Here is a 20,075-nt window from a genome sequence, read left to right on the forward strand (position 1 = left end):
CACTTGTGCGTGTGATCGCTGGTGCCCCCGCACTCAGCGAAATGAATCCGTGTCGATGACCAGAGTTTCGTCCGCACGGGTCAAAACGTTGCCCGGAGCTGGCCCCGTTCCCTCGAATGCCGAGGAGATTGACGCGAACAGCCCAGTGCGCGCTCGAACCGGTACCCCCGTCCGGAAGCACTGGGCCGAATTGTTCATGGTCTCGATCTTCAGTCGACCGTAAGTTCGCGATCGTCGGCCTCGCAGCACGATCTTGAACAGGGGGAACTACGAAAATGCCAGTCCCGTCAGGCGCGAAGGAGGGATCCGCACGGCCTCGGCCGTCCGGATCATCGGGCGGAATTCCCGAATTCGGCGCCGATCCCGCCGCAGCGGCAGCGGCCGTGCGACTCAGGTTGCGCGACGACGCCGAACCGGTGCGCAACCTCGCGACCTTCCTGACCACGTCCTTCGAACCGGAAGCGCAGCGCCTGCACAACGCCTACCTGAACCGCAACCTCGCCGACCGCGAGCAGTACCCGGGCGTCGACGAGCTGGTGCAGGAATGCGTGCGCATGCTCGGTGATCTCTGGCGCGGTGACCCGAACGGCGTGGTGGGTTCGGCCACCACCGGATCGAGCGAGGCCGCGCTGATGGCCGGACTCTCCCTCCTGCACCGCTGGGCCGAACGCACCGGTCCGGGGCACCGACGCCCGAACCTGGTCATGGGCGCGGGCGTGCACGCCTGCTGGCGAAACTTCTGCCGTCACTGGGAAGTCGAGCCGCGAGTGGTACCGGCGCGACCAGGTTGCATCGGGCTCGACGCCGGTGCCGCGGCCGAGCTGTGCGACGAATCCACCATCGGCGTCGTGACCGTCCTGGGCGGCACCCTGGACGGGCGCTACGAACCGGTCCGGGAGATCACCGAGGAGCTGGACCGGTTGGCCGCGGAGTCCGGAATCGACGCGCCCGTGCACGTCGACGCGGCCGGGGGCGGTTTCATCGCCCCGTTCCTGGACCCCGACCTCCAGTGGGGTTTCGACCTGCCGCGAGTGGTCTCGATCAACGCTTCGGGGCACAAGTACGGGCAGGTGCCGCCGGGTCTGGGCTGGGTGTTGTGGCGGGACCGCGACCACCGGAGCAGGCGGCTCGGCTTCCCAGTCAACTACCTGGGCAGCAACCACACCTACCACGAGTTCAGCTTCTCCCGATCGGCCGCGCCCGTGGTCCTGCAGTACTACAACTTCATCCGCTACGGGTTCGCCGGCTACCGCAGCATGCACGCGCGTTCCCGGATCCTGGCGCAGGACCTGGCCGCCCGGCTGCGCGGGACGGGGCGGTTCCACTTCCTCGGCGACGGCCGGGATCTGCCCGTGGTGGCGGTGACCGCCGAACCCGATCTCAAGCTCGAGCAGCTGGCCGCGCACCTCGGCGAGTGCGGCTGGGCCGTGCCGGTGTACCAGCTGCCGCCCGATCTCGACGAGCTGACCGCGATGCGCGTGGTCGTCCGCAGCGACCTGCGCCCCGACGAGGTAGCTGCGTTCGCGGCGGCCGTCGATCAGTTCACCCGTTCCACAAAGTGAGGAGAAACCATGCGTCCGATCCGCGTCCTCGGCAAGCTCGCGCAGGCCGCGCCGCCCCAGTCAGGTTCGGGGTTGCGGCTGGCGATCTTCCAGGGGGAGAACCCCGTGGGCTCGCCGCAGGCGGTCGTGGACAACCTGGCCAGGATGGAGGAAGCCGTGGCACTCGCCGCGAGCTACCGAAGTCACCTGTGCGCCTTTCCCGAGTGCTACAACACCGGGTACTCGCTCGGTCCCGACGAATGCGCAGAGCTCGCCGAGCCCAGTGACGGCCTTTCGGTGCGCGCGGCCGTGAAACTCTCGCAGCAGCACGACATCGGCATCGTTCTGCCCTACGTGGAGCGCGCCGAGAACGGAGCCCTGCACGACTCCGTGGCCGTGGTCGGCGACGGCCGGTTGATCGCGAACTACCGCAAGACGCACCTGTACGGGGCGGCCGAACGCGCCAACTTCACGCCAGGCGACGAACTTCCCCCGGTCGTCGACATCAACGGCTTCCGGGTGGGGATCTTGAACTGCTACGAGTGCGAGTTCCCGCCGCTGTACCAGTACTTGGCGCGGCGCGGTGCCGGGTTGATCGTCGGCCCGACCGCCGCCGACCGGCACTTCGTGCTCCACGACGGCTCGCCGACGCAGGTGCCCTACCCCGACGCGACCGAGCACATCATCCCGGCGATGGCCGCGGTGTGGCGGGTTTTCGTGGCATATGCAAACCGGCGCGGTTGGGAGGTCTCCGACCGCGGGCAGTGGGAGTACCGGGGCAATTCCGGGGTCTGGGGACCGGACGGGCAGCCCGTCGTGTGCGCCGGGCCGAGCGAGCAGACCGCGGACTCGCTGCTGGTCGCCGATTGCGCACCGAGCTCGATCCCACCGTTCAGCCCGGAAGGCGACCACTTGAGCAACTCCCGGCTCAACGTCGGTGATCGCCTGCAACCAGCGGGCTGATTCAGCGTTGGCCCGCCACCTCGGCCATCGGGGCCAGCGTGACGCCTTCGGCGGCGAAGCGGTCGCGGATCGCTTGTGCGACATCCACCGCGTTCGGCCGGTCGCCGTGCAGGCAGATGGTGTCGGCGTCCACCGATACCGCGGTTCCCGAGACCGAATCGACCGAACCCCGGAGCACGGCCATCGCTTGATCAGCGCACAGCTGCGGTGATCTCGGCTGGGGGTCCGGTTCGATGATGATGTGTCCGTCGGCGTCGTAGTCGAGGTCGGCGAAAGCTTCGCGCACCACCGGAAAACCGCGCTCTGCCAAGCCTTCCGTGACCGGACCGGCGAGCAGCACCACGCGGACTTCCGGTGCTGCGGTGGCGAACGCCTCCACGATCGCTTCGGCGACGGCTCCATCCCGGGCGGCGAGCCCATAAAGCGCCCCGTGCGGTTTGACGTGGGCGACCGGAACCCCGTGCAGGTCAGCGATCGCCCGCAAGGCGCCGAACTGGTACAGACAGGCCTCGGCGGCGTCTTGCGGGCTCATCGCGATCGCCCGGCGCCCGAAGCCGATCAGGTCCGGAAAACCGGGATGCGCCCCCACCGATGTCCCGCCGGCGCGCGCCAGCTGCACGGATCGGCGCATCGTCGCCGGGTCTCCCCCGTGCCACCCGCACGCCACGTTGACCGATGAGACCAGCGGAATCACCCCGGCGTCGTCGCCGAGTCGCCACCGGCCGAAGCTCTCGCCCGCATCAGCGTTGAGATCGATGAGCGCACGCATTTCCACGCACCTCCCGAAAAACCCCCGAGAAACGCGATCGTAGCTCCGGATTGCACCGAACGCAGCAGCCCGGATGGCGCAACCTAGCACCCACTCGAACGTGGGTTTTGCGGCCACAATGGCGATGCGCGGTGCGATCCTGCGGCGCATCCTTTCCTTGCCGACGGTTTGGTGAGGAGGGGCACCGTGACCGCTACCAGGATCGAATTGCCACCAGCGCGGTACGAGTTCGGCGGCGACGAGTTCGTGTTCGTCGAGCTAGACCGCGAAATGAGCCTCGAGGCGAACTTCAAGGCGATGGCGATCACCGGCGCGCTGCGCCGGCTCGACGTCGACGGCGTCATCGACATCTGTCCGTCGAACGCCTCTTACCTGGTCCGATTGGACCCCGACCGGTTGCATCCGGCCGAGCTGGTCGAGCAGCTCAAGGCGCTCGAGCACTCCGCCGGTGAGCTTCCGGAGGACTACACCGTGCAGACGCGCGTGGTCGACGTCCCGGTGCTGTTCGACGACCCGTGGACCCGCGAGACGCTCATGCGATTCCGGGACCGCCACCAGGACCCATCGGCCACCGACCTCGAGTACGCCGCGCGGATCAACGGCCACCCCGACGTCGGATCGCTGATCGACGCGATCACCTCGGCGCCGTTCATCGTCACCATGCTCGGCTTCGTCCCGGGACTGCCGTTCTGCTACCAGATGGTTACCCGCGATCGGCAGATCGAGGTGCCCAAGTACGTGCGACCGCGCACCGACACACCGGAGCGCGCGTTCGGCTTCGGCGGGGCGTTCGCGGTGGTCTACCCCGTGCGCGGCGCCGGCGGGTACCAGTTGTTCGGGATCGCGCCCGCACCGGTGTTCGACCTGTCGCAGCGGCTGCCGGACTTCGCCGACCGCATCGCGTTCCCGCAGCCGAGCGACATCCTCCGGTACCGCTCGATCGAGCCCGACGAGTACGAGGCCGTCCGGGCCGAGGTCGAGGCGGGCACCTTCCGCTACCGCACCCGGGACGTGGCGTTCCGCCCGGCGGAGTTCCTCGCCGATCCCGACGGTGTCAACGAACGGCTGATGGAGGTGCTGTACCGATGAATGAACTGATCGTGCGCTCGGGCGGCTTGTCCACGACCGTGCAGGACTCCAGGCGGGACGGCCAGTACGCGATCGGCATGCCGCCGTCCGGGGCCATGGACCAGTACTCCTACGAGATCGCCAACATGCTGGTGGGCAACCCGTCCGGTGCGGCCGTGCTGGAGGCCACCTACCTGGGTCCGGAGCTGGAGTTCACCGATTCGCGCCACGTCGCGGTGACCGGCGCCGACTGCGTCGTCACGATCAACGGCCAGCCCGCACCGACCTGGCAACCGCTCCGCGTCGAAGCCGGAGACGTGCTGGCCGCGACGCAGGTCCGGCGCGGCGCGCGGCCTTACCTCGCGGTCAGCGGCGGGATCGACGTGGAGCCCTACCTGGGTTCCCGGTCCACGTACATGCTCACCGGCATCGGCGGCTTCCAAGGCCGCGCGCTGACCTCCGGCGACCGGCTGCCGCTGGGGTCGGAGCAGTCGGCGCCCGCGACTGGTGCGGAGCTGCCGGAAGAGCTCCGCCTGGACTTCCCGGCAGTCACCGAGCTGCGGTTCATCGTCGGGCTGTGCTCCTACCGACTGACCGAGGACGCCCTGCGGTCCTTCCTGGACACCGAGTGGAAGGTCACCAAGGACGCGGACCGGGTCGGCTACCGGCTGCGCGGCGGATCGCTGGACTTCGTCGAACGGGAGCAGCCCTTCGGCGCGGGCAGCGACCCGGCGAACGTGGTGGACCTCGGCTACCCGGTGGGATCGGTGCAGGTCCCCGGCGGTGACGAGCCGATCGTGCTGCTCAACGACGCGGTCACCGGTGGCGGCTACGCGACCATCGGCACGGTCATCTCCGCCGACCGCGATCTCATCGCGCAGACCCGCACCGGCAGCAAGCTGCGCTTCACCGCCGTGGACGTCGACACCGCGATGGCGGCCCGGCAGGAACGACGTGCGCGACTGGGCAAGGCCCGCATCGCGCTCGACGCCGACCCGAGGTGACCCTGGAGGAACCGATGCCCGATGTGGATGCTCAGCTGCCCGGCGTGTTCTACCGCCGCCCGTCCCCCGACGCCGACCCGTACATCGAGCCCGGCAACGCCGTCGAGGTGGGTCAGACGTTGGGTCTGATCGAGGTGATGAAGACCTACAACGAGATCAAAGCGGAATCCGCCGGGGTGGTCACCAACATCCTGCTGGACGACGGCGACGAGGTCGACGTCGGGCAGACCCTCTTCGAAATGGACGAGGCATGACCGGGCTGAGGCGCGTGCTGGTGGCCAACCGCGGCGAGATCGCGGTGCGGATCATCCGCGCGTGCCACGCAGCAGGCGTCGAAGCGGTCGCGGTCCACTCCGATGCTGACGAGGGCACCCGGTGGGTGCGGATGGCCGACGACGTCCAGCACATCGGTCGCTCCGTTGCGCAGAAGTCCTATTTGGACGCCGAAGTGCTGCTCAAGGCCGCCAAGGAGGCCGAGGTCGATGCGGTGCACCCCGGCTACGGATTCCTGTCCGAGAACGCGGATTTCGCGCGCAAGGTGCGCGACGCGGGCTTGGTGTTCATCGGTCCGACGCCGGAAGCCATCGAGCTCATGGGCGACAAAGCGACCGCCCGCCGCACGGCGCAGTCGGCTGGTGTGCCGGTGGTGCCGGGCAGCGGCCCGTGCACCGACCACGCCCAGGCGGAGCGAGCGGCGGCCGATCTCGGTTATCCCTTGCTGATCAAGGCCTCCGCTGGTGGCGGTGGTCGCGGCATCCGGCCGGTGCGAGATGCGAAGGAGTTGAGCAGCGTGCTGCCCGCCGCGCAGGCGGAGGCGCAGTCCGCGTTCGGCGAATCGACCATCTACCTCGAGCGCGCCATTCCGCAGGCGCGGCACGTGGAAGTCCAAGTGCTCGCCGATGACCACGGCAACGTCCGGCACCTCCTGGAACGGGACTGCTCGGTCCAACGGCGTCGGCAGAAGCTCATCGAGGAAGCGCCAGCGCCTCAGCTGTCCGACGACGCCCGTCGTGCCATCGCGGAGGCGGCGGTGCGCTTGGCCGAGCACGTCGGTTACCGCAACGCAGGAACGGTCGAATTCCTCGTGGACGCCGACGAGAACTTCTACTTCATCGAGATGAACACGCGGATCCAGGTCGAGCACCCGATCACCGAGGCGATCACCGGGATCGACCTGGTCGCTGAGCAGCTGCGCATCAGCGGCGGTGCCCCGCTGTCCTTCGACCAGGATTCGGTCCGGGCCCACGGTGCCGCTGTCGAGCTGCGGATCAACGCCGAGGATCCGCAACGCGGCTTCGCGCCGACTCCCGGCGAGGTCACCGAGTTCGAGCTCCCCGGTGGCCCGGGCGTCCGGTTCGACACCTGGGTCGGCCCCGGCGACCGGGTGAGCCCGTTCTACGACTCGCTCATCGCGAAGCTGGTGTGCTGGGGCGCGGACCGGGAGCAGGCGCACGCCCGAGCCCGGCAGGCCATCCGCGAGTTCCACGCCGAGGGCATCGCCACCACCGCAGGGCTGCACGAACGCCTGCTCGCCGAACCCGACCTCCGCCGCGGACCGGTGCACACGACGTGGCTGGAGCACCTGCTCGCGGAGTGACTCAGCGCTGGTGGTCGGGCTGTCCCACGTTCACGTTGGCCTCCAACTGGATCCGGTTCCGGTCGACGTCGAGGTCGATCGCCGCACCCACGCCGTTCAGCAGCGGAAGGGACAGCCTCGCCTCGACGTCGGCGACGTCCTGCCGGCCCGGCGGGACCAACGGCAGCGGCGGCAACGACAGCTCTTCCTCTACCGGCGGCTCGGGAACTGGCGCCTGTCCGGGCTGCTGTTCCGGAGGCGCGGACTGTTCCGGGAGTGGGGTCGCCGGAGGGACGGTCGCCGGTGGCGGGTTCTGGGCCGGAACCTGTTGTCCCTGCTGGCTTTCCGGCGTGACCGGCGCTGCGGCCAGCGGTGGCGGGTCGGTCTCGTTCGCGGCCAGCGCGATGCCCAACGCCGCCAACGCGGCCAGGATCGCGCCGCCCGCCACGATGCTCTTGCGCGGGTTCGACCGCACGGCCCCGATGACCCCGGCGCCGACCAGACTGCCACCCGTCGTGGCCAGGTAACCGGTCGCCGATGCGCTCCCGCCCAGCACGATCGGTGCGATGAACACCTTCAGCGAGCCGTTGATCTCCATCAGCTCGGCTGCGATCGCCGCGCACCGGTCGCAGTCGTCCAGGTGCACGTTGACCTGCGCCGTCTCGCGCTTCGACAGGCCTTCGCGGGTCCACGAGCCCAGCCGGTCGATCACCGAGCGGCACGCGTCGGGTTCCTCGGCCATCGTCGCCAGGTGCACCTGGAGGTACTGCTGCTTGAGGCCTTCGCGGGCCCGGTAGGCCAGCGCGGAAACACCGTTGGCCGTCATGCCCAGCATCGGCGCGACCTTGGACGGTGATTCGCCCTCGATCTCCACGTGCCAGAGCACCATCTGCCACCGCTCCGGCAACCGCTGGAACGCCGCCGTGATCAGCGACCGCTCCTCGTTCTCCACCGCCAGATCTCGGAACGGCTGGCTGATGTCGATGTTGGGCACCGTCTCCAGGTCATCGACGGCCTGCGTCCGCTTCGCCTTGTTCGCCCGGTCGTACCCGCCGTGCCGCACCGCCGTCAGCAGGTAGGCGCGGAAGGCATCCGTCGGCCCCCTGCCGTCCCGCAACAGGCCCAGCACCTTCGCGAAGGCCTCGGACACCACGTCATCGGCTTCCGCCTGCGATTTGGTGACCTGTCGGGCCATCGCGTGCGCCGCGCCCACGTGCCGCTCGTACAGCGTCCCGAACGCCTCGCCATTACCACTGCGCACAGCATCGATCAGCTCGGCATCACTCGTGCCCTGGACCTGATCTTCCTGTGGGACCGCCGCCACCAAAACCACCTTCAACGCCACACTTCTCCCAGCGGGAGAAAGCGTATCCCGGCGGCTTTCGGCCGAATAGGCGTTGTCGATCACGAGAACGGCTCAATACCGACTCGTCCCGGAAGACCAAACCTTCGCCATCGCTCGCTCTGCGTGACGCCGGAACATCGGAACGTGTCTGATGCACTCGGTTTGCAAGGCGGTGCCGGTATCGGAACCTCAGCGTCCGCCTGGACTGCGAATGCCTCTCCCCGAGCACGTGCAGCGCTCGAGCAGGGGCACTCGCAGGTTCGAAGGCAGGCGCTAGCCGCCGGTGCTCGGGGCGGGTTCCGGAGTTGCCGGTTGTGCCACCGGTTTCGGCGTCGCGGCCTTCAGCGGATGGTTGAAGACGACGTTGAGCAGCACAGCCACGATGGCGCCGGCGACGATCCCGGTGCCGTACACCGTCTGGAACCATTGCGGGAACTGTTCGTAGATCTTCGGCGCGGCCAGCGGGATCAGCCCGACCGCCAGCGAAACCGACACGATGAACATGTTGTGCCCCTGCTCCAGGTGCGCCCGCGACAGCGTGCGGATGCCGCTGGCAGCGATGCTGCCGAACAGCATCAGCGCCGCACCGCCGAGCACCGGGTACGGCACCAGCGAGACGACGCCGCCCAGCACCGGGAACACCCCGAGCAGAGCCATCACCGAGCCCGCGACGGCGACGACGAACCGGCTGCGCACGCCGGTCAGCGACACCACGCCGACGTTCTGGGCGAAGGCGCTGGTGGGCAGGCCGCCGAACAGCGAGCCGCCCGTGGTGGCGATGCCGTCCACCCGTAGGCCGCGGGTGACGACTTTCTTCTCGACCTCTCGGTCGCAGATCTCGCCGATCGCCAGCATCCCGGCCGCGCTCTCGGTCATCGCCACCAGGATCACGATGCACACCGCGAGGATCGCCGACGGCTGGAACTCGGGCATGCCGAACTGCAGCGGTGCCGGCAGCGCGAACCAGGACGCCTGCGCGAACGTGCTGGTGTCGAGCATGCCGAACGGTGCCGCCATCAACGTGCTGATGAGCCGTTTGGCCGGCAACTTCTCGTCAACCGGATGGCAGGACGCCAGGGTTGTTGTGAACTCCCCCCTGATGCCGACTCCTCCAGCAAGCCCGAAGATTCCAAACAGGACCAAGATCCGGATGGCCGGCGCAACCAGCACCGAACTTCTCGCGATCCCCCAAAACCATTGCCATCATTGGACATATCCGATCTTGCACCATCGGCCCCGGGTTCCTTCCAACGAGTGTCCTCGATGGAGCACGACGATCAATGCCATGCGATCGCCACAGATGTGGATCGATTCGACGTCGGCCGGGCGCGCGACGGCCGCACCGCGTTCCGCAAGGCGCAAAACTGCTCGCCCAGCGGCCGTTCGTCCCCCCCCCCACACACTCCGTCAACGATCCCGCCCGGCGCGATCTCGGGAGCTCCCCTGTCACCAAGCCTCGTCAAGGTCCCGCGAACGCCGCTGCAACCTTGATCGTGTTGATATGTCACGGATTCGCACCGACAGTGGTTGGAACGTGAAGCCGCACGCTTGAGGTTTCGGGGGGTCGGTATGCGAGTTGCACTGGCGTGGCCAATCGTCGTCGGGACCGCGCTCGCATGCGCGCTGACCTCGTGCACCGAGCCGAAGCCCAAGGTGTCCGCCGCGTCCGTGACGACCTCCGTGCCGAACGGGGCGAACATCGGGCCCAGCGATCCGCTGGTCGTCACCGCCCACCGAGGCGTCCTGACCTCGGTCACCGTTACCTCGGACGGGGGAACCGCGCTTCCCGGCGAACTAACCGACGGCGGCCGGAAGTGGAGCTCGACCGCCCCGATGGAGTTCAGCAAGACCTACCGCGTGCAGGCCCAGGCGCAGGACGCCGAGCGCATCCCGGCGCCGCCGACGAACTCGACCTTCACCACCGCCACCCCGGCCGACGAGGTCACCGTCGACCGGACCAGGCCCAGCGACGGCGACGAGGTCGGGGTCGCCATGCCGGTGTCGATCTACTTCACCAAGCCGGTGACCGACCGCGCCGCCGTCGAACGCCGCCTGTCCGTCGAACCGTCGGTGCCCACGGAGGGCTCGTTCCACTGGATGGCCGATGACCAGGTCAACTGGCGCCCGAAGGACTACTGGAAGCCCGGCACCACCGTGAAGGTCCGCGCGCGGCTGTACGGGGTGGACACCGGTGGCGGTGTCATGGGCACCGCCGACCACGAGACGAACTTCCGCATCGGCCGGGATCAGCGCGCGGTCGGCGACGTCAACACGCACATGTTCACCGTCTACCAGGACGGCCAGGAGGTCCGGCAGCTGCCCGCCTCTTACGGCAGGAGCATCTACCCGACCCAGTTCGGCGTGCACGTGGCCTCCGAGAAGCACACCTCCATCCGGATGCGCTCGGACAGCTGGGGCGGGCCGCAGAAGGGCGACCCCGAGTTCTACGACGAGGTCCTGCCCAACGCGGTGCGCATCTCCAACAACGGCGAGTTCGTGCACGTCAACGACGCAACCGTGTGGGCCCAGGGCGAGTCCAACGTCTCGCACGGTTGCATCAACCTCTCCCCAACCGACGGCAAGTGGTACTTCGACTTCGTGCAGATCGGGGACCCAGTGGACATCGTCGGCTCCGACCGGCCGCTGACCACCGCCGACGGCGACATCCCGGACTGGACCATCCCCTATCCCGAATACGTCAAGGGCAGCGCCCTCTACCAAGAGCGCTGATCACAGGTACTGGCCGAACGGGTCCTCCCCGGAGACGAGTCGGCTGACCTGCACGCCCGCCAGGTCGACCGGGCGCAGGCGCCGGACCTCCTCGGGCGCCGCCGCCTTCGCCGTGATCCGTTCGCCCTGCAACGCGATCGCCCGGTCCAGCAGGTTGCGCACGACCCGGCCGTTGCCGAACGACTCGTCCCGCTTGGCTGCACGCAGGATCTGGCGAACCTGGGCGTCAACGCCCTTGTCTAGGGTGAATCCGGCCGTCGCCGCCATGCGCTCGAAGATCTCGACGAGTTCTGCTTCGCCGTAGTCCGAGAAGTGCACCACCGACGGGAAGCGGGAGGCCAGGCCCGGATTGGTGCGCAGGAACTCCGCCATCCTGCTCTCATACCCAGCCGCGATCACCACCAGGTCGTCGCGGTGCTCCTCCATCAACCGCAGCAGTTCGGCGATCGCCTCCGGACCGTAGGACTGCCGACCGTCCGGCGGGGTCAGCGCGTAGGCCTCATCGATGAACAGGACGCCGCCCAGCGCACGCTCCACCGCGGAGCGGACCTTCGGGGCGGTCTGGCCGATGTACTGGGCGATCAGGTCCGCGTGCGAGACCTCCACCAAGTGTCCGGAGGACAGCAGGCCGAGCTTGGCGTACACCGCCGCGATCAGCCTGGCCACCGTGGTCTTGGCCGTGCCCGGGTTGCCGGTGAACACCAGGTGCCGGGTGCGCGAGCCGAGCTCCAGCCCGGCGCCGCGGCGCATCTGGTCGGCCTCGGCCTCCGAGACCACCAGCCGCACCTCGCGCTTGACCGTCTCCAGGCCGACTAGGTCGTCGATCATCGCCAGCGGGTCTTCCGGCAGGTCCGCGCGCACCGGCTCCACCGCGGTGTCCGGGACGTCGTCGACCTCGATCCGGTCCAGTGCACCGCCCGGCTCCGCATCAGCCAGGATCCGCCTGGACTGCGCCGAGATCGCGCGCTCCAGCAGGTTCACCGCGAGGCGCCCGTTGGTCATCGCCGCGTCGCGGCGGGCCGCGCGGACCAGCTTCCCGACCTTCTCCGGCACCCCGTCGCCCGACGTGAAGCCGGCATCGGCGGCCTTGCGCTCGAACAGCTCCACGACCTGCGCATCGGTCAGGTCCGGGAAGCGCACCACCTTCGGGAAGCAGACCTGCAGCTCCGGGTTGGCCTTGAGCAGGCCGTTCACCGCCGCGTCCGGACCGCACAGGACCACCAGCAGGTCCTGCGAGCGCGCTTGCAGACCAGCCAGCAACGCGTCGATCACGCCGCGGTTGCGGGATTGGTCGAGGTCGATGCCGGGCCTGGCGAGCGTGCCCGCGTCCTCGATGCACAGCACACCGCCCGATGCCCGCTCGATCGCGCGCTGCACGCCGATCCCGGCCTCAGCCACGTGCCGTCCGGCCAGGTCCGCGCAGTCGACCACCACGAGGTGCCCCGAGGACAGCAGTCCAAGGTCAGCGCACATCCGGCCCAAGACCCCGGCAGTGGTCGTCTTCCCGGTCCCCGGCCCGCCGGTGAACACCAGGTGCCGCGGGCGGACCGCGTCCGGCATCCCGGCTTCCCTGCGCAGCTCGGCGGCCCGCACCTCGGCCAGCACCAGGTCCAGTTCGCGGCGCACCGATTCCAAGCCGACGCAGTCCGCGAAATCGGCACCGCTGGCCGGCGGCTTCGGCAAGTCGCTGCCCAGGACCTCCGCCTGCCCGTCGCTGCTGCGGGCCCGGGCTGCTCCGACGCTGCGCTCCGCCAAGTCCTCGACCAGCCGGGCGCCGCGCATGTTCTGCTGCCCGGCCGCCGCCAACCGCGCACCTTCCTGCGCAACGTCGTCCGCAACTTCCGCGTCTCGCCGGGTCACCGCGCGCTTGAACAGCTCAACGCGCTCCTCCTCGGTGAAAGGACGGGTCGTCGCCACCCGGAACTGCTGGAGCAGCGCCGGGTTCAGCTCGCCGACCCGATCCGCTCCCCCGCCCCGGCACACCGCGATGACGTGCAGTTCCGGCAGGCGGTTCAGCAGCCGACGCAGCTCCTCGAGCAGCGCGGCGCCGGACCACTCCAGACCCGCCAGCTGGTCGAGCCCGTGCACCACCAGCACGTCGCGGGGACCGAGGCCGAACGTTTTCTGCTGCAGGTGCACCACGGCGTTGCTGACGTCCAGGCTGGTGAACTCCGCATCGGACACCCACAGCTCGTGGCCGTACGCGCCGATCTTGTGCAGCGCACCGCGCAGCAGCCCCAACGCGGTGCCCCGGCCTGTGCTCTCCGGCCCCGACAACAGCATCCGCACGCCTTCGGTGTGGCTGTGCTGGAAGTCCGCCAGCGCGGTGCGCAGAGCTTCCGCCAGTGCCGGCTGCCCCACCAGCTCCGCGGCCGGATCCTCCTCCGACTCGTCCGACGACTCGTCGGTGGACAGCTTCGCCACCAGCGGGTTGACCACTCGGCGCGGCTCGATGAGCACTCGCAGCTGACGCTGGAACTCCCCGACCATGACGCTGCAGCTCGGCGTCACCACGCTGTTCGGCAGCCCCTGCACGACGCCGCTGATCCGCATCGCCATGTCGAGCCAGGCGCGGCAGACGTCCACCTCACCGGCCAGCACCGCGCGCCCCAGCCAGGCGCTCACCTGGTTGTGCCACTGGTTGGCATTGAAGGTCCCCTTCAGCCCGGCGAAGATGTTCTGCACGACGCCGAACTTCTCGCGTCCCGTGGTGAGCGCCAGCTCGACCGGCACCTCCACCAGGTCCGCGTGCAACATCACGCAGGCCAGTGCGGCCTCCTTCGCCACGGCGGGGTCGATGTCGGGCACCGGACCGGTACCCGTCGTGCCCGTCACCCGTTCCAGCAGCCGCTGGTGCGCGGCTAAGAATCCCGAGCACGCCCAGTCCAGGTAACCGGCCGGCCCGGCGAGCTCGGGCAGTGCCGCCAGGATCGACTCATCCGCCCGCTGCGCCCACATCTCCCGCAGCTCACCGACCGGCGCCACGAGGTCCTGCTTGGCCAACGCCGGGTCGGCCGCGCGCAGGTCGTGCAGGGCGATCAGCGCTTGGCGGCGCGGCTCGAGGGGTTCGATCCCCGCGAAGACGTCCAGACAGCGCCGGGCCAGGTCGAAGGACACCTCCCGCAGCTCCGGGTCGTCACCGGCACCTTCCAGCAACCACTCCACCGGCGGCCGGAACCCCGGTGCGATCACGCTCGAACCCCAGGAGAGGACGGGCTCCCACGGCTGAGCCACGAACGCGCCCAGCGCGTCGCGCAGAACATCGACGGAGTTGCGAGCGTGCACCGCCGCCGTGCCGAGCAAGAACTCCAGCAAGGACCACAGCTCAGCGCCGACGACCGAGGTGCCCTCGGCGAAGAACGCCGGAAGCTGCATCGTGATCTTCTCGGCCGCCGGGTCGCGGTTGAGCTCCTCAGCGCGCTGTCGGATCTCCTCGTACAACCCGTCCGGCACCCGCCAGGGTCCGTACGAGTACACGTCCAGGACGGGCTCATCGGAGAGCAGCAGTTGCAGGTGCTCGGGCAACGTCGGTCGGTCCACGATCGGCCAGACTACTGCCGACCGGTGATCGTTCGAGGAAGAACCCGAACAGCCGAGGTCAGGGAACGACCAGGACGATCTTGCCGTTGGCCTGGCCGGTGCGCAGCCGGTCGGCGGCTTCCGCCGCGCGGTCGAACGGGAAGACCTCGTCGATGATCGGGCGGATCCGCCCATCGGCAACCGCGGGGAGCACCTCGGGGACGAGCGCGGCCATCACCTCGCCGAGCTCGGCCGGGCGGCTGAACCCGAACGACACCCCTCGCAGGTGCAGGTGCCGGTAGGACAGGTGGTCCAGGTTGATCGTCGATTCCGCCCGGTCCAGGCGGCCGATGTTGACCAGGTGCCCCTCGACTCGGGTGGCGGGCAAGCAGCTGGCGAAGGTCCGCCCGCCCACATGGTCGAGGACGACGTCCACGCCCCTACCATCCGTGGCCTCGAGCACCTCTTCGGTCAGGCCGTCGCCGACGACCACCACGTCCGCGCCAGCACTCACCAGCAACGCTTCCTTCGACGGGGACCGCGTGGTGCCGATGACCGTCGAAGCTCCGAGCACCTTGGCGATCTGCACTCCGAGCAGGCCGATGGCCGAGGTGGCGCCGGTGATGAGCACCGACTGCCCGGCCTGGAAAGCACCCAGTTCGAGCGCGCCGTGCTCGGTGAGCAGACCGGTGGGCAGCGCGGCGGCCTCCTCGAACCCGATGGCGTCGGGGATGCGCAGGACGTGCCGGTGGTCGGTGAGCGCGTACTGGGCGAAGCTGCGCGGCTGCGTGCCCATCACCCGGTCCCCCACGGCCACACCCGCGACGCCCTCGCCGACGGCCGCCACTTCACCTGCGAACTCGTAACCGGCCTGGTACTGCTCACCCGTGCCACCGACCGTCGGATCTGTGGCGGCCAGCACCGGAACGTCAGCGTTGTTCAGCCCAGCAGCGCGCACCCGCACCAGCAACTGCCCCGGACCGACCTCGGGCACCGGGATCTCCCGGGCCACCCACTCCGGGCCGGTGCCACCGAACAACGCGGTCATCGTCGCTGGCCGACGCACCCCGTCACGAGGTGCTGGCCGCGTCCCGGTCGAAGGCATTGGCCCAGGATGGCCGCCGCGAAACCCGCGCGCACCCGGACTCCTGGGCGTCCACCCGAAAAGGGCGAGGCCCCGCCCTCGAAGAACTCGAGGACGGGGTCTCGTCAGTCAACGACTGATCGCCGATCAGACCAGGTCGAACCGGTCCAGGTTCATGACCTTGTCCCACGCCGCGACGAAGTCGCGCACGAACTTCGCCTTGGCATCGTCGCTCGCGTAGACCTCGGCGAGCGCCCGCAGCTCGGAGTTCGAGCCGAAGACCAGGTCCGCACGGGTACCGGTCCACTTGACCTCGCCCGACGCGTCGCGCGCCTCGAAGGTCTGCGATTCCGCGTCGGCCGGACGCCAGTCGGTGCCCAGGTCGAGCAGGTTCGCGAAGAAGTCGTTGCTCAGCTGGCCCGGGTTGTCGGTGAGGACACCGTGCTTGGACGAGTCGTAGTTCGCGCCCAGCACGCGGAGGCCGCCGACCAGGACGGTCATCTCCGGCGCGCTCAGCGTGAGCAGGTTCGCCTTGTCCAGCAGCAGGTACTCGGCCGGCAGCCGGTTGCCCTTGCTCGCGTAGTTGCGGAAACCGTCAGCGGCGGGCTCCAGCGGGGCGAAGGACTCCGCGTCGGTGTACTCCTCGGTGGCGTCAACGCGACCCGGGGTGAACGGCACCTCGACGTCGTGACCAGCGGCCTTGGCGGCCTGCTCTACCGCGGCGCAACCACCGAGGACGATCAGGTCGGCCAGCGAGACCTTCTTACCACCGGCGTTGAACGACTCCTGGATGCCCTCCAGGGTGTTCAGCACGGTCGCGAGCTGGTCGGGGTTGTTGGCCTCCCAGCTCTTCTGCGGCTCCAGACGGATCCGCGCACCGTTGGCGCCACCGCGCTTGTCGCTACCGCGGAACGACGAGGCCGACGCCCACGCGGTGGAGACCAGCTGCGCGGTGTCCAGGCCCGACTCCAGGATCTTCGCCTTCAGCGCGGCGATGTCCTCGGCGCCGATGACCTCGTGGTCGACGGCCGGCAGCGGGTCCTGCCAGATCAGGTTCTCCTCGGGCACCTCCGGGCCGAGGTAGAGCGACTTCGGCCCGAGGTCGCGGTGGGTCAGCTTGAACCACGCGCGGGCGAAGGCGTCGGCGAACTGGTCCGGGTTCTCCATGAACCGGCGGGCGATCGGCTCGTAGACCGGGTCGTAGCGCAGCGCCAGGTCGGTGGTCAGCATGCTCGGCGCGATCCGCTTCGACGCGTCGTGCGCGTGCGGAACCGTGCCCTCACCGGCACCGCCCTTGGGCTTCCACTGCTTCGCACCGGCCGGGCTCTCGGTCAGCTCCCACTCGAAGCTAAAGAGGTTCCAGAGGAAGTTGGTGCTCCACTTGGTCGGCGTCGTGGTCCAGGTGACCTCGAGACCGCTGGTGATGGTGTCCGCGCCCTTGCCGGTGCCGAAGGAGTTCTTCCAGCCCAGGCCCTGCTGCTCGAGCGGGGCGCCTTCCGGGTCGGCCTCGACGTGGCTGTCGGGCGCCGCACCGTGCGTCTTGCCGAAGGTGTGACCACCGGCGATCAGCGCGACGGTCTCCTCGTCGTTCATCGCCATCCGGCCGAAGGTCTCGCGGATGTCGCGAGCAGCGGCGATCGGGTCCGGGTTGCCGTTCGGGCCCTCCGGGTTGACGTAGATCAGACCCATCTGGACCGCGGCCAGCGGCTTCTCCAGGTCGCGGTCACCGGTGTAGCGCTGGTCGTCGAGCCAGGTGGTCTCCGGGCCCCAGTAGACGTCCTCGTCCGGCTCCCACACGTCCTCGCGGCCACCGGCGAAGCCGAAGGTCTTGAAGCCCATCGACTCCAGCGCGACGTTGCCTGCCAGGATCAGCAGGTCGGCCCAGGAGATGTTCTGGCCGTACTTCTTCTTGACCGGCCACAGCAGGCGGCGGGCCTTGTCCAGGTTGACGTTGTCCGGCCAGCTGTTCAGCGGCGCGAACCGCTGCTGACCGGCACCGGCGCCGCCGCGGCCGTCGCTGGTGCGGTAGGTACCGGCGCTGTGCCACGCCATGCGGATGATCAGCGGGCCGTAGTGACCGAAGTCAGCGGGCCACCAGTCCTGCGAGGTCGTCAGCACCTCTTCGATGTCCCGCTTCACGGCGGGCAGGTCGAGGCTCTTGAACGCCTCGGCGTAGTCGAAGTCCTCGTCCAGCGGGTTGGCCACCAGCGGGTTCTTCGCGAGGATCTTCACGTTGAGTCGATTCGGCCACCACTGGCGGTTGCCGCCGCCTTCGGTCGGGTGCGGAGCACGTCCGTGCGCGACCGGGCACTGGCCTTCGCTCTGCTCCGTGGCTTGGCCGACGTTGGTGCTGTCAGTCACGGGATTCCTCTCGAGGTTTTTCAGGTGCTGCTCGCGAATCAGGGGAACAGGTCGGGCACAGGCCCCAGTAGATAACCTCGGCCTCGTCGATGCTGAAGCCCAGGGTGTCCGAGGCCGTCAGGCAGGGCGCCGAACCGACGGCGCAGTCGACGTCGGCTATCACCCCGCACGACCGGCACGCGAGGTGGTGGTGGTTGTCCCCCACCCTCGCCTCGTAGCGGGCCAGGGAGCCCATCGGCTGGATGCGGCGAAGCAGTCCAGCGTCGGTCAGTGCCCGCAGCACGTCGTAAACGGCCTGGTGGGACACCTTCGGAAGTGCCTCGCGCACGGCACCGATGATCAACTCGGTGTCCGCGTGCGGGTGGTCGTGCACGGCTGACAGCACTGCGACCCGCGGGCGGGTCACGCGCAGTGCAGCCTCGCGCAGCATGCGCTCGTGGTCGGCTGTCGTCGGCACGTGCAGAAGTCTGGCCTGTTTTCTGGATCGAATCAAGAGTAACCCGCGGTCCGCCACAATTTTGATTGACACTGAAATCATCGAGCAACATGAACCGTTCTTCCAATTCGATCCGCCGCTTGCAATCAATACCCCCCGGGGGTATAAATCGAACCCGTCGACAACATATACCCCCCCGGGGTAGTAGCAACTCAGAGGAGTTCCCGATGACCGAGTCCACCTTCACCGTCGTCGGCATGACCTGCGGGCACTGCGCGCAGTCGGTGACCGAGGAGGTCAGCAAGATCGGCGGCGTTTCCGAGGTGGCCGTCGACCTCCCCACCGGGGCGGTCACCGTCTCCAGCGGCGAGGCGATCAGCGCCGCCGATGTGCGCACCGCCGTTGAAGAGGCCGGTTATCAGCTGGCCGGCAGTTGACCTGATCCCCGGGGCGGGCCGCTCCCCCGGCCCGCCCCGCTCCCAGTGAGGATTCGTCATGAACGCAGCAGGCAAGCTCTCCGCCTACGGTGCGGTGCTCGCCCTGGTCGCCGGTGGCGGCTGGGCGGTCGGCACCGCCGTCGGTCCCCTCTCCGCCGCCCCCTCTTCGAGCAGCCACAACGGCATGCCCAGCGGTGAGGCCACCGGACATGGGGACGCCCACAGCGGCACCGTCGCGGAGACCGACCTGCCCGGCGGACTCGCGTCGTCCAGGGGCGGCTACACCCTCGCGCCCACCGGCACGACCCGACAGGCCGGCACCACCGAACCCTTCTCCTTCCGCGTCCTCGGCCCGGACGGGCGCGCGGTCACGAACTTCGACGTCGAGCACGACAAGCAGCTGCACCTCGTCCTAATCCGCCGCGACACCGCAGGATTCCAGCACCTGCACCCGCAGATGGCCGCCGACGGCACCTGGACCACACCGCTGGACCTACCCGAGGCCGGCAGCTACCGGGTCTTCGCCGACTTCACCCCGACCGGCGGTGCGGCGACCACCCTCGGCACCGACATCTCCGCGGGCGGCGACTTCGAACCGCGCAGCTTCGCCCCGTCACAGGTATCCGAAGTGGACGGTTACCAGGTCCGCCTCGGCGGCGAGCTCGCCGCCGGGCAGTCGTCCCCGTTGCAGCTGACGGTCAGCAAGGATGGCCGACCCGTCACCGACCTGCAGCCGTACCTGTCCGCCTACGGCCACCTGGTGGCCCTGCGCGGCGACGACCTCGCCTATCTGCACGTGCACCCCGACGGGTCGCCCGCCGACGGTCGCACCGCGCCCGGCCCACAGATCGACTTCGTCGCAGAGGTGCCCACCGCGGGCACCTACCGCCTGTTCCTGGGCTTCCAGCACGGCGGCGTCGTGCGCACCGCAGAGTTCACAGTGGACACCAGCGGCACCGCCCCCGCAGCCGAGCCGAGCGGTCACACCGGGCACTGAGCCGGGACTGAGCAACGAGGACGAACCGGTATGACACGCCTTCTTGGCGTCTGCACAAGAAAGGGTGCACTAGTGACCACCGAGGAACGGATCCAGCAGAGCACCGGCGAGATCGAACTCGCCATCAGCGGGATGACGTGTGCTTCGTGTGCGGGGCGGATTGAGCGCAAGCTGAACAAGCTCGACGGCGTCGCGGCGACCGTCAACTACGCGACGGAGAAGGCCAAGGTCAGCGTCCCGGAGGG

Annotated in this window: 17 protein-coding genes; 10 read left to right on the forward strand and 7 right to left on the reverse strand. The window is 69.1% G+C overall.

Going from position 1 to position 20,075, the window contains the following annotated elements; genetic code table 11:
* Positions 1-275: 275 nt before the first annotated feature.
* Together ACWCO2_RS26765 and ACWCO2_RS26770 are read left to right on the forward strand one after the other, a co-directional pair.
* On the forward strand, positions 276-1,562 hold the full coding sequence (locus ACWCO2_RS26765; protein ID WP_450130530.1) for a glutamate decarboxylase: 1,287 nt from the start codon (positions 276-278) through the stop codon (positions 1,560-1,562).
* Positions 1,563-1,571: 9 nt separating this feature from the next.
* Positions 1,572-2,504, forward strand: a complete 933-nt coding sequence (locus ACWCO2_RS26770) for a nitrilase-related carbon-nitrogen hydrolase (RefSeq protein WP_450130531.1) — start codon at positions 1,572-1,574, stop codon at positions 2,502-2,504.
* A 1-nt stretch (position 2,505) separates the two neighbouring features.
* Here the strand turns inward: ACWCO2_RS26770 and ACWCO2_RS26775 are convergent, their stop codons facing one another.
* Positions 2,506-3,273 (reverse strand): LamB/YcsF family protein, encoded by a 768-nt coding sequence (locus tag ACWCO2_RS26775; protein ID WP_450130532.1) that lies wholly within the window; start codon positions 3,271-3,273, stop codon positions 2,506-2,508.
* Positions 3,274-3,459: 186 nt separating this feature from the next.
* Between ACWCO2_RS26775 and ACWCO2_RS26780 the strand changes: the two genes are divergently transcribed.
* Genes ACWCO2_RS26780 through ACWCO2_RS26795 form a run of 4 tightly spaced genes read left to right on the forward strand, consistent with a single transcriptional unit; the run spans position 3,460 to position 6,942 of the window.
* A complete protein-coding gene (locus tag ACWCO2_RS26780; protein WP_450130533.1) occupies positions 3,460-4,362 on the forward strand; it encodes a 5-oxoprolinase subunit B family protein in 903 nt (300 codons plus the stop codon).
* Positions 4,359-5,345, forward strand: coding sequence for a 5-oxoprolinase subunit C family protein (locus tag ACWCO2_RS26785; protein WP_450130534.1), 987 nt, complete (start codon positions 4,359-4,361; stop codon positions 5,343-5,345). The genes ACWCO2_RS26780 and ACWCO2_RS26785 overlap by 4 nt, the downstream gene beginning before the upstream one ends.
* Positions 5,346-5,359: 14 nt before the next feature.
* Positions 5,360-5,599, forward strand: coding sequence for an acetyl-CoA carboxylase (locus ACWCO2_RS26790; protein WP_450130535.1), 240 nt, complete (start codon positions 5,360-5,362; stop codon positions 5,597-5,599).
* Positions 5,596-6,942 (forward strand): acetyl-CoA carboxylase biotin carboxylase subunit, encoded by a 1,347-nt coding sequence (locus tag ACWCO2_RS26795; protein WP_450130536.1) that lies wholly within the window; start codon positions 5,596-5,598, stop codon positions 6,940-6,942. The genes ACWCO2_RS26790 and ACWCO2_RS26795 overlap by 4 nt, the downstream gene beginning before the upstream one ends.
* A 1-nt stretch (position 6,943) precedes the next feature.
* On the opposite strand, the gene ACWCO2_RS26800 is transcribed toward ACWCO2_RS26795, so the two are convergent.
* Both ACWCO2_RS26800 and ACWCO2_RS26805 read right to left on the reverse strand, forming a co-directional pair.
* The gene (locus ACWCO2_RS26800) at positions 6,944-8,245 is read right to left on the reverse strand and encodes a sigma-70 family RNA polymerase sigma factor (RefSeq protein ID WP_450130537.1); all 1,302 of its coding nucleotides are present in this window, start codon (positions 8,243-8,245) and stop codon (positions 6,944-6,946) included.
* A 294-nt stretch (positions 8,246-8,539) separates the two neighbouring features.
* Positions 8,540-9,283, reverse strand: a complete 744-nt coding sequence (locus tag ACWCO2_RS26805) for a solute carrier family 23 protein (protein ID WP_450130538.1) — start codon at positions 9,281-9,283, stop codon at positions 8,540-8,542.
* 552 nt (positions 9,284-9,835) lie between these two features.
* On the opposite strand from ACWCO2_RS26805, the gene ACWCO2_RS26810 reads away from it, so the two are divergent.
* Entirely contained in the window at positions 9,836-10,996 is a 1,161-nt protein-coding gene (locus ACWCO2_RS26810; protein ID WP_450130539.1) for a L,D-transpeptidase, read from the forward strand.
* Here ACWCO2_RS26810 and ACWCO2_RS26815 read toward each other — a convergent pair whose 3' ends face one another.
* From ACWCO2_RS26815 to ACWCO2_RS26830, 4 genes are all read right to left on the reverse strand, one after another.
* Entirely contained in the window at positions 10,997-14,536 is a 3,540-nt protein-coding gene (locus ACWCO2_RS26815; RefSeq protein ID WP_450130540.1) for an AAA family ATPase, read from the reverse strand.
* A gap of 58 nt (positions 14,537-14,594) precedes the next feature.
* A complete protein-coding gene (locus ACWCO2_RS26820; RefSeq protein ID WP_450130541.1) occupies positions 14,595-15,563 on the reverse strand; it encodes a quinone oxidoreductase family protein in 969 nt (322 codons plus the stop codon).
* A 183-nt stretch (positions 15,564-15,746) separates the two neighbouring features.
* Positions 15,747-17,960, reverse strand: coding sequence for a catalase/peroxidase HPI (gene katG, locus ACWCO2_RS26825; RefSeq protein WP_450130542.1), 2,214 nt, complete (start codon positions 17,958-17,960; stop codon positions 15,747-15,749).
* A complete protein-coding gene (locus tag ACWCO2_RS26830) occupies positions 17,953-18,390 on the reverse strand; it encodes a Fur family transcriptional regulator (protein WP_450130545.1) in 438 nt (145 codons plus the stop codon). The genes katG and ACWCO2_RS26830 overlap by 8 nt, the downstream gene beginning before the upstream one ends.
* A gap of 233 nt (positions 18,391-18,623) precedes the next feature.
* Here ACWCO2_RS26830 and ACWCO2_RS26835 point away from each other — a divergent pair, with 233 nt between their 5' ends.
* The 3 genes from ACWCO2_RS26835 to ACWCO2_RS26845 form a co-directional block, all read left to right on the forward strand.
* Entirely contained in the window at positions 18,624-18,833 is a 210-nt protein-coding gene (locus ACWCO2_RS26835; protein WP_450130543.1) for a heavy-metal-associated domain-containing protein, read from the forward strand.
* Between the two features lie 58 nt (positions 18,834-18,891).
* A complete protein-coding gene (locus ACWCO2_RS26840; protein ID WP_450130544.1) occupies positions 18,892-19,830 on the forward strand; it encodes a hypothetical protein in 939 nt (312 codons plus the stop codon).
* Positions 19,831-19,902: 72 nt separating this feature from the next.
* Positions 19,903-20,075, forward strand: a 173-nt coding sequence (locus ACWCO2_RS26845) for a cation transporter (RefSeq protein ID WP_450130546.1), incomplete at its 3' end; no start/stop codon positions are given.

The organism is Saccharopolyspora sp. NPDC002376 (genome assembly GCF_053593195.1).

Coding starts and splice junctions, on each gene's coding strand:
- ACWCO2_RS26785 (WP_450130534.1), top strand. CDS start 4,359: ATGAATGAACTGATCGTGCGCTCGGGCGGCTTGTCCACGACCGTGCAG.
- ACWCO2_RS26795 (WP_450130536.1), top strand. CDS start 5,596: ATGACCGGGCTGAGGCGCGTGCTGGTGGCCAACCGCGGCGAGATCGCG.
- ACWCO2_RS26790 (WP_450130535.1), top strand. CDS start 5,360: ATGCCCGATGTGGATGCTCAGCTGCCCGGCGTGTTCTACCGCCGCCCG.
- ACWCO2_RS26810 (WP_450130539.1), top strand. CDS start 9,836: ATGCGAGTTGCACTGGCGTGGCCAATCGTCGTCGGGACCGCGCTCGCA.
- ACWCO2_RS26840 (WP_450130544.1), top strand. CDS start 18,892: ATGAACGCAGCAGGCAAGCTCTCCGCCTACGGTGCGGTGCTCGCCCTG.
- ACWCO2_RS26775 (WP_450130532.1), bottom strand. CDS start 3,273: ATGCGTGCGCTCATCGATCTCAACGCTGATGCGGGCGAGAGCTTCGGC.
- ACWCO2_RS26770 (WP_450130531.1), top strand. CDS start 1,572: ATGCGTCCGATCCGCGTCCTCGGCAAGCTCGCGCAGGCCGCGCCGCCC.
- ACWCO2_RS26805 (WP_450130538.1), bottom strand. CDS start 9,283: ATGGCGGCACCGTTCGGCATGCTCGACACCAGCACGTTCGCGCAGGCG.
- ACWCO2_RS26765 (WP_450130530.1), top strand. CDS start 276: ATGCCAGTCCCGTCAGGCGCGAAGGAGGGATCCGCACGGCCTCGGCCG.
- ACWCO2_RS26830 (WP_450130545.1), bottom strand. CDS start 18,390: ATGCTGCGCGAGGCTGCACTGCGCGTGACCCGCCCGCGGGTCGCAGTG.
- ACWCO2_RS26820 (WP_450130541.1), bottom strand. CDS start 15,563: ATGACCGCGTTGTTCGGTGGCACCGGCCCGGAGTGGGTGGCCCGGGAG.
- ACWCO2_RS26835 (WP_450130543.1), top strand. CDS start 18,624: ATGACCGAGTCCACCTTCACCGTCGTCGGCATGACCTGCGGGCACTGC.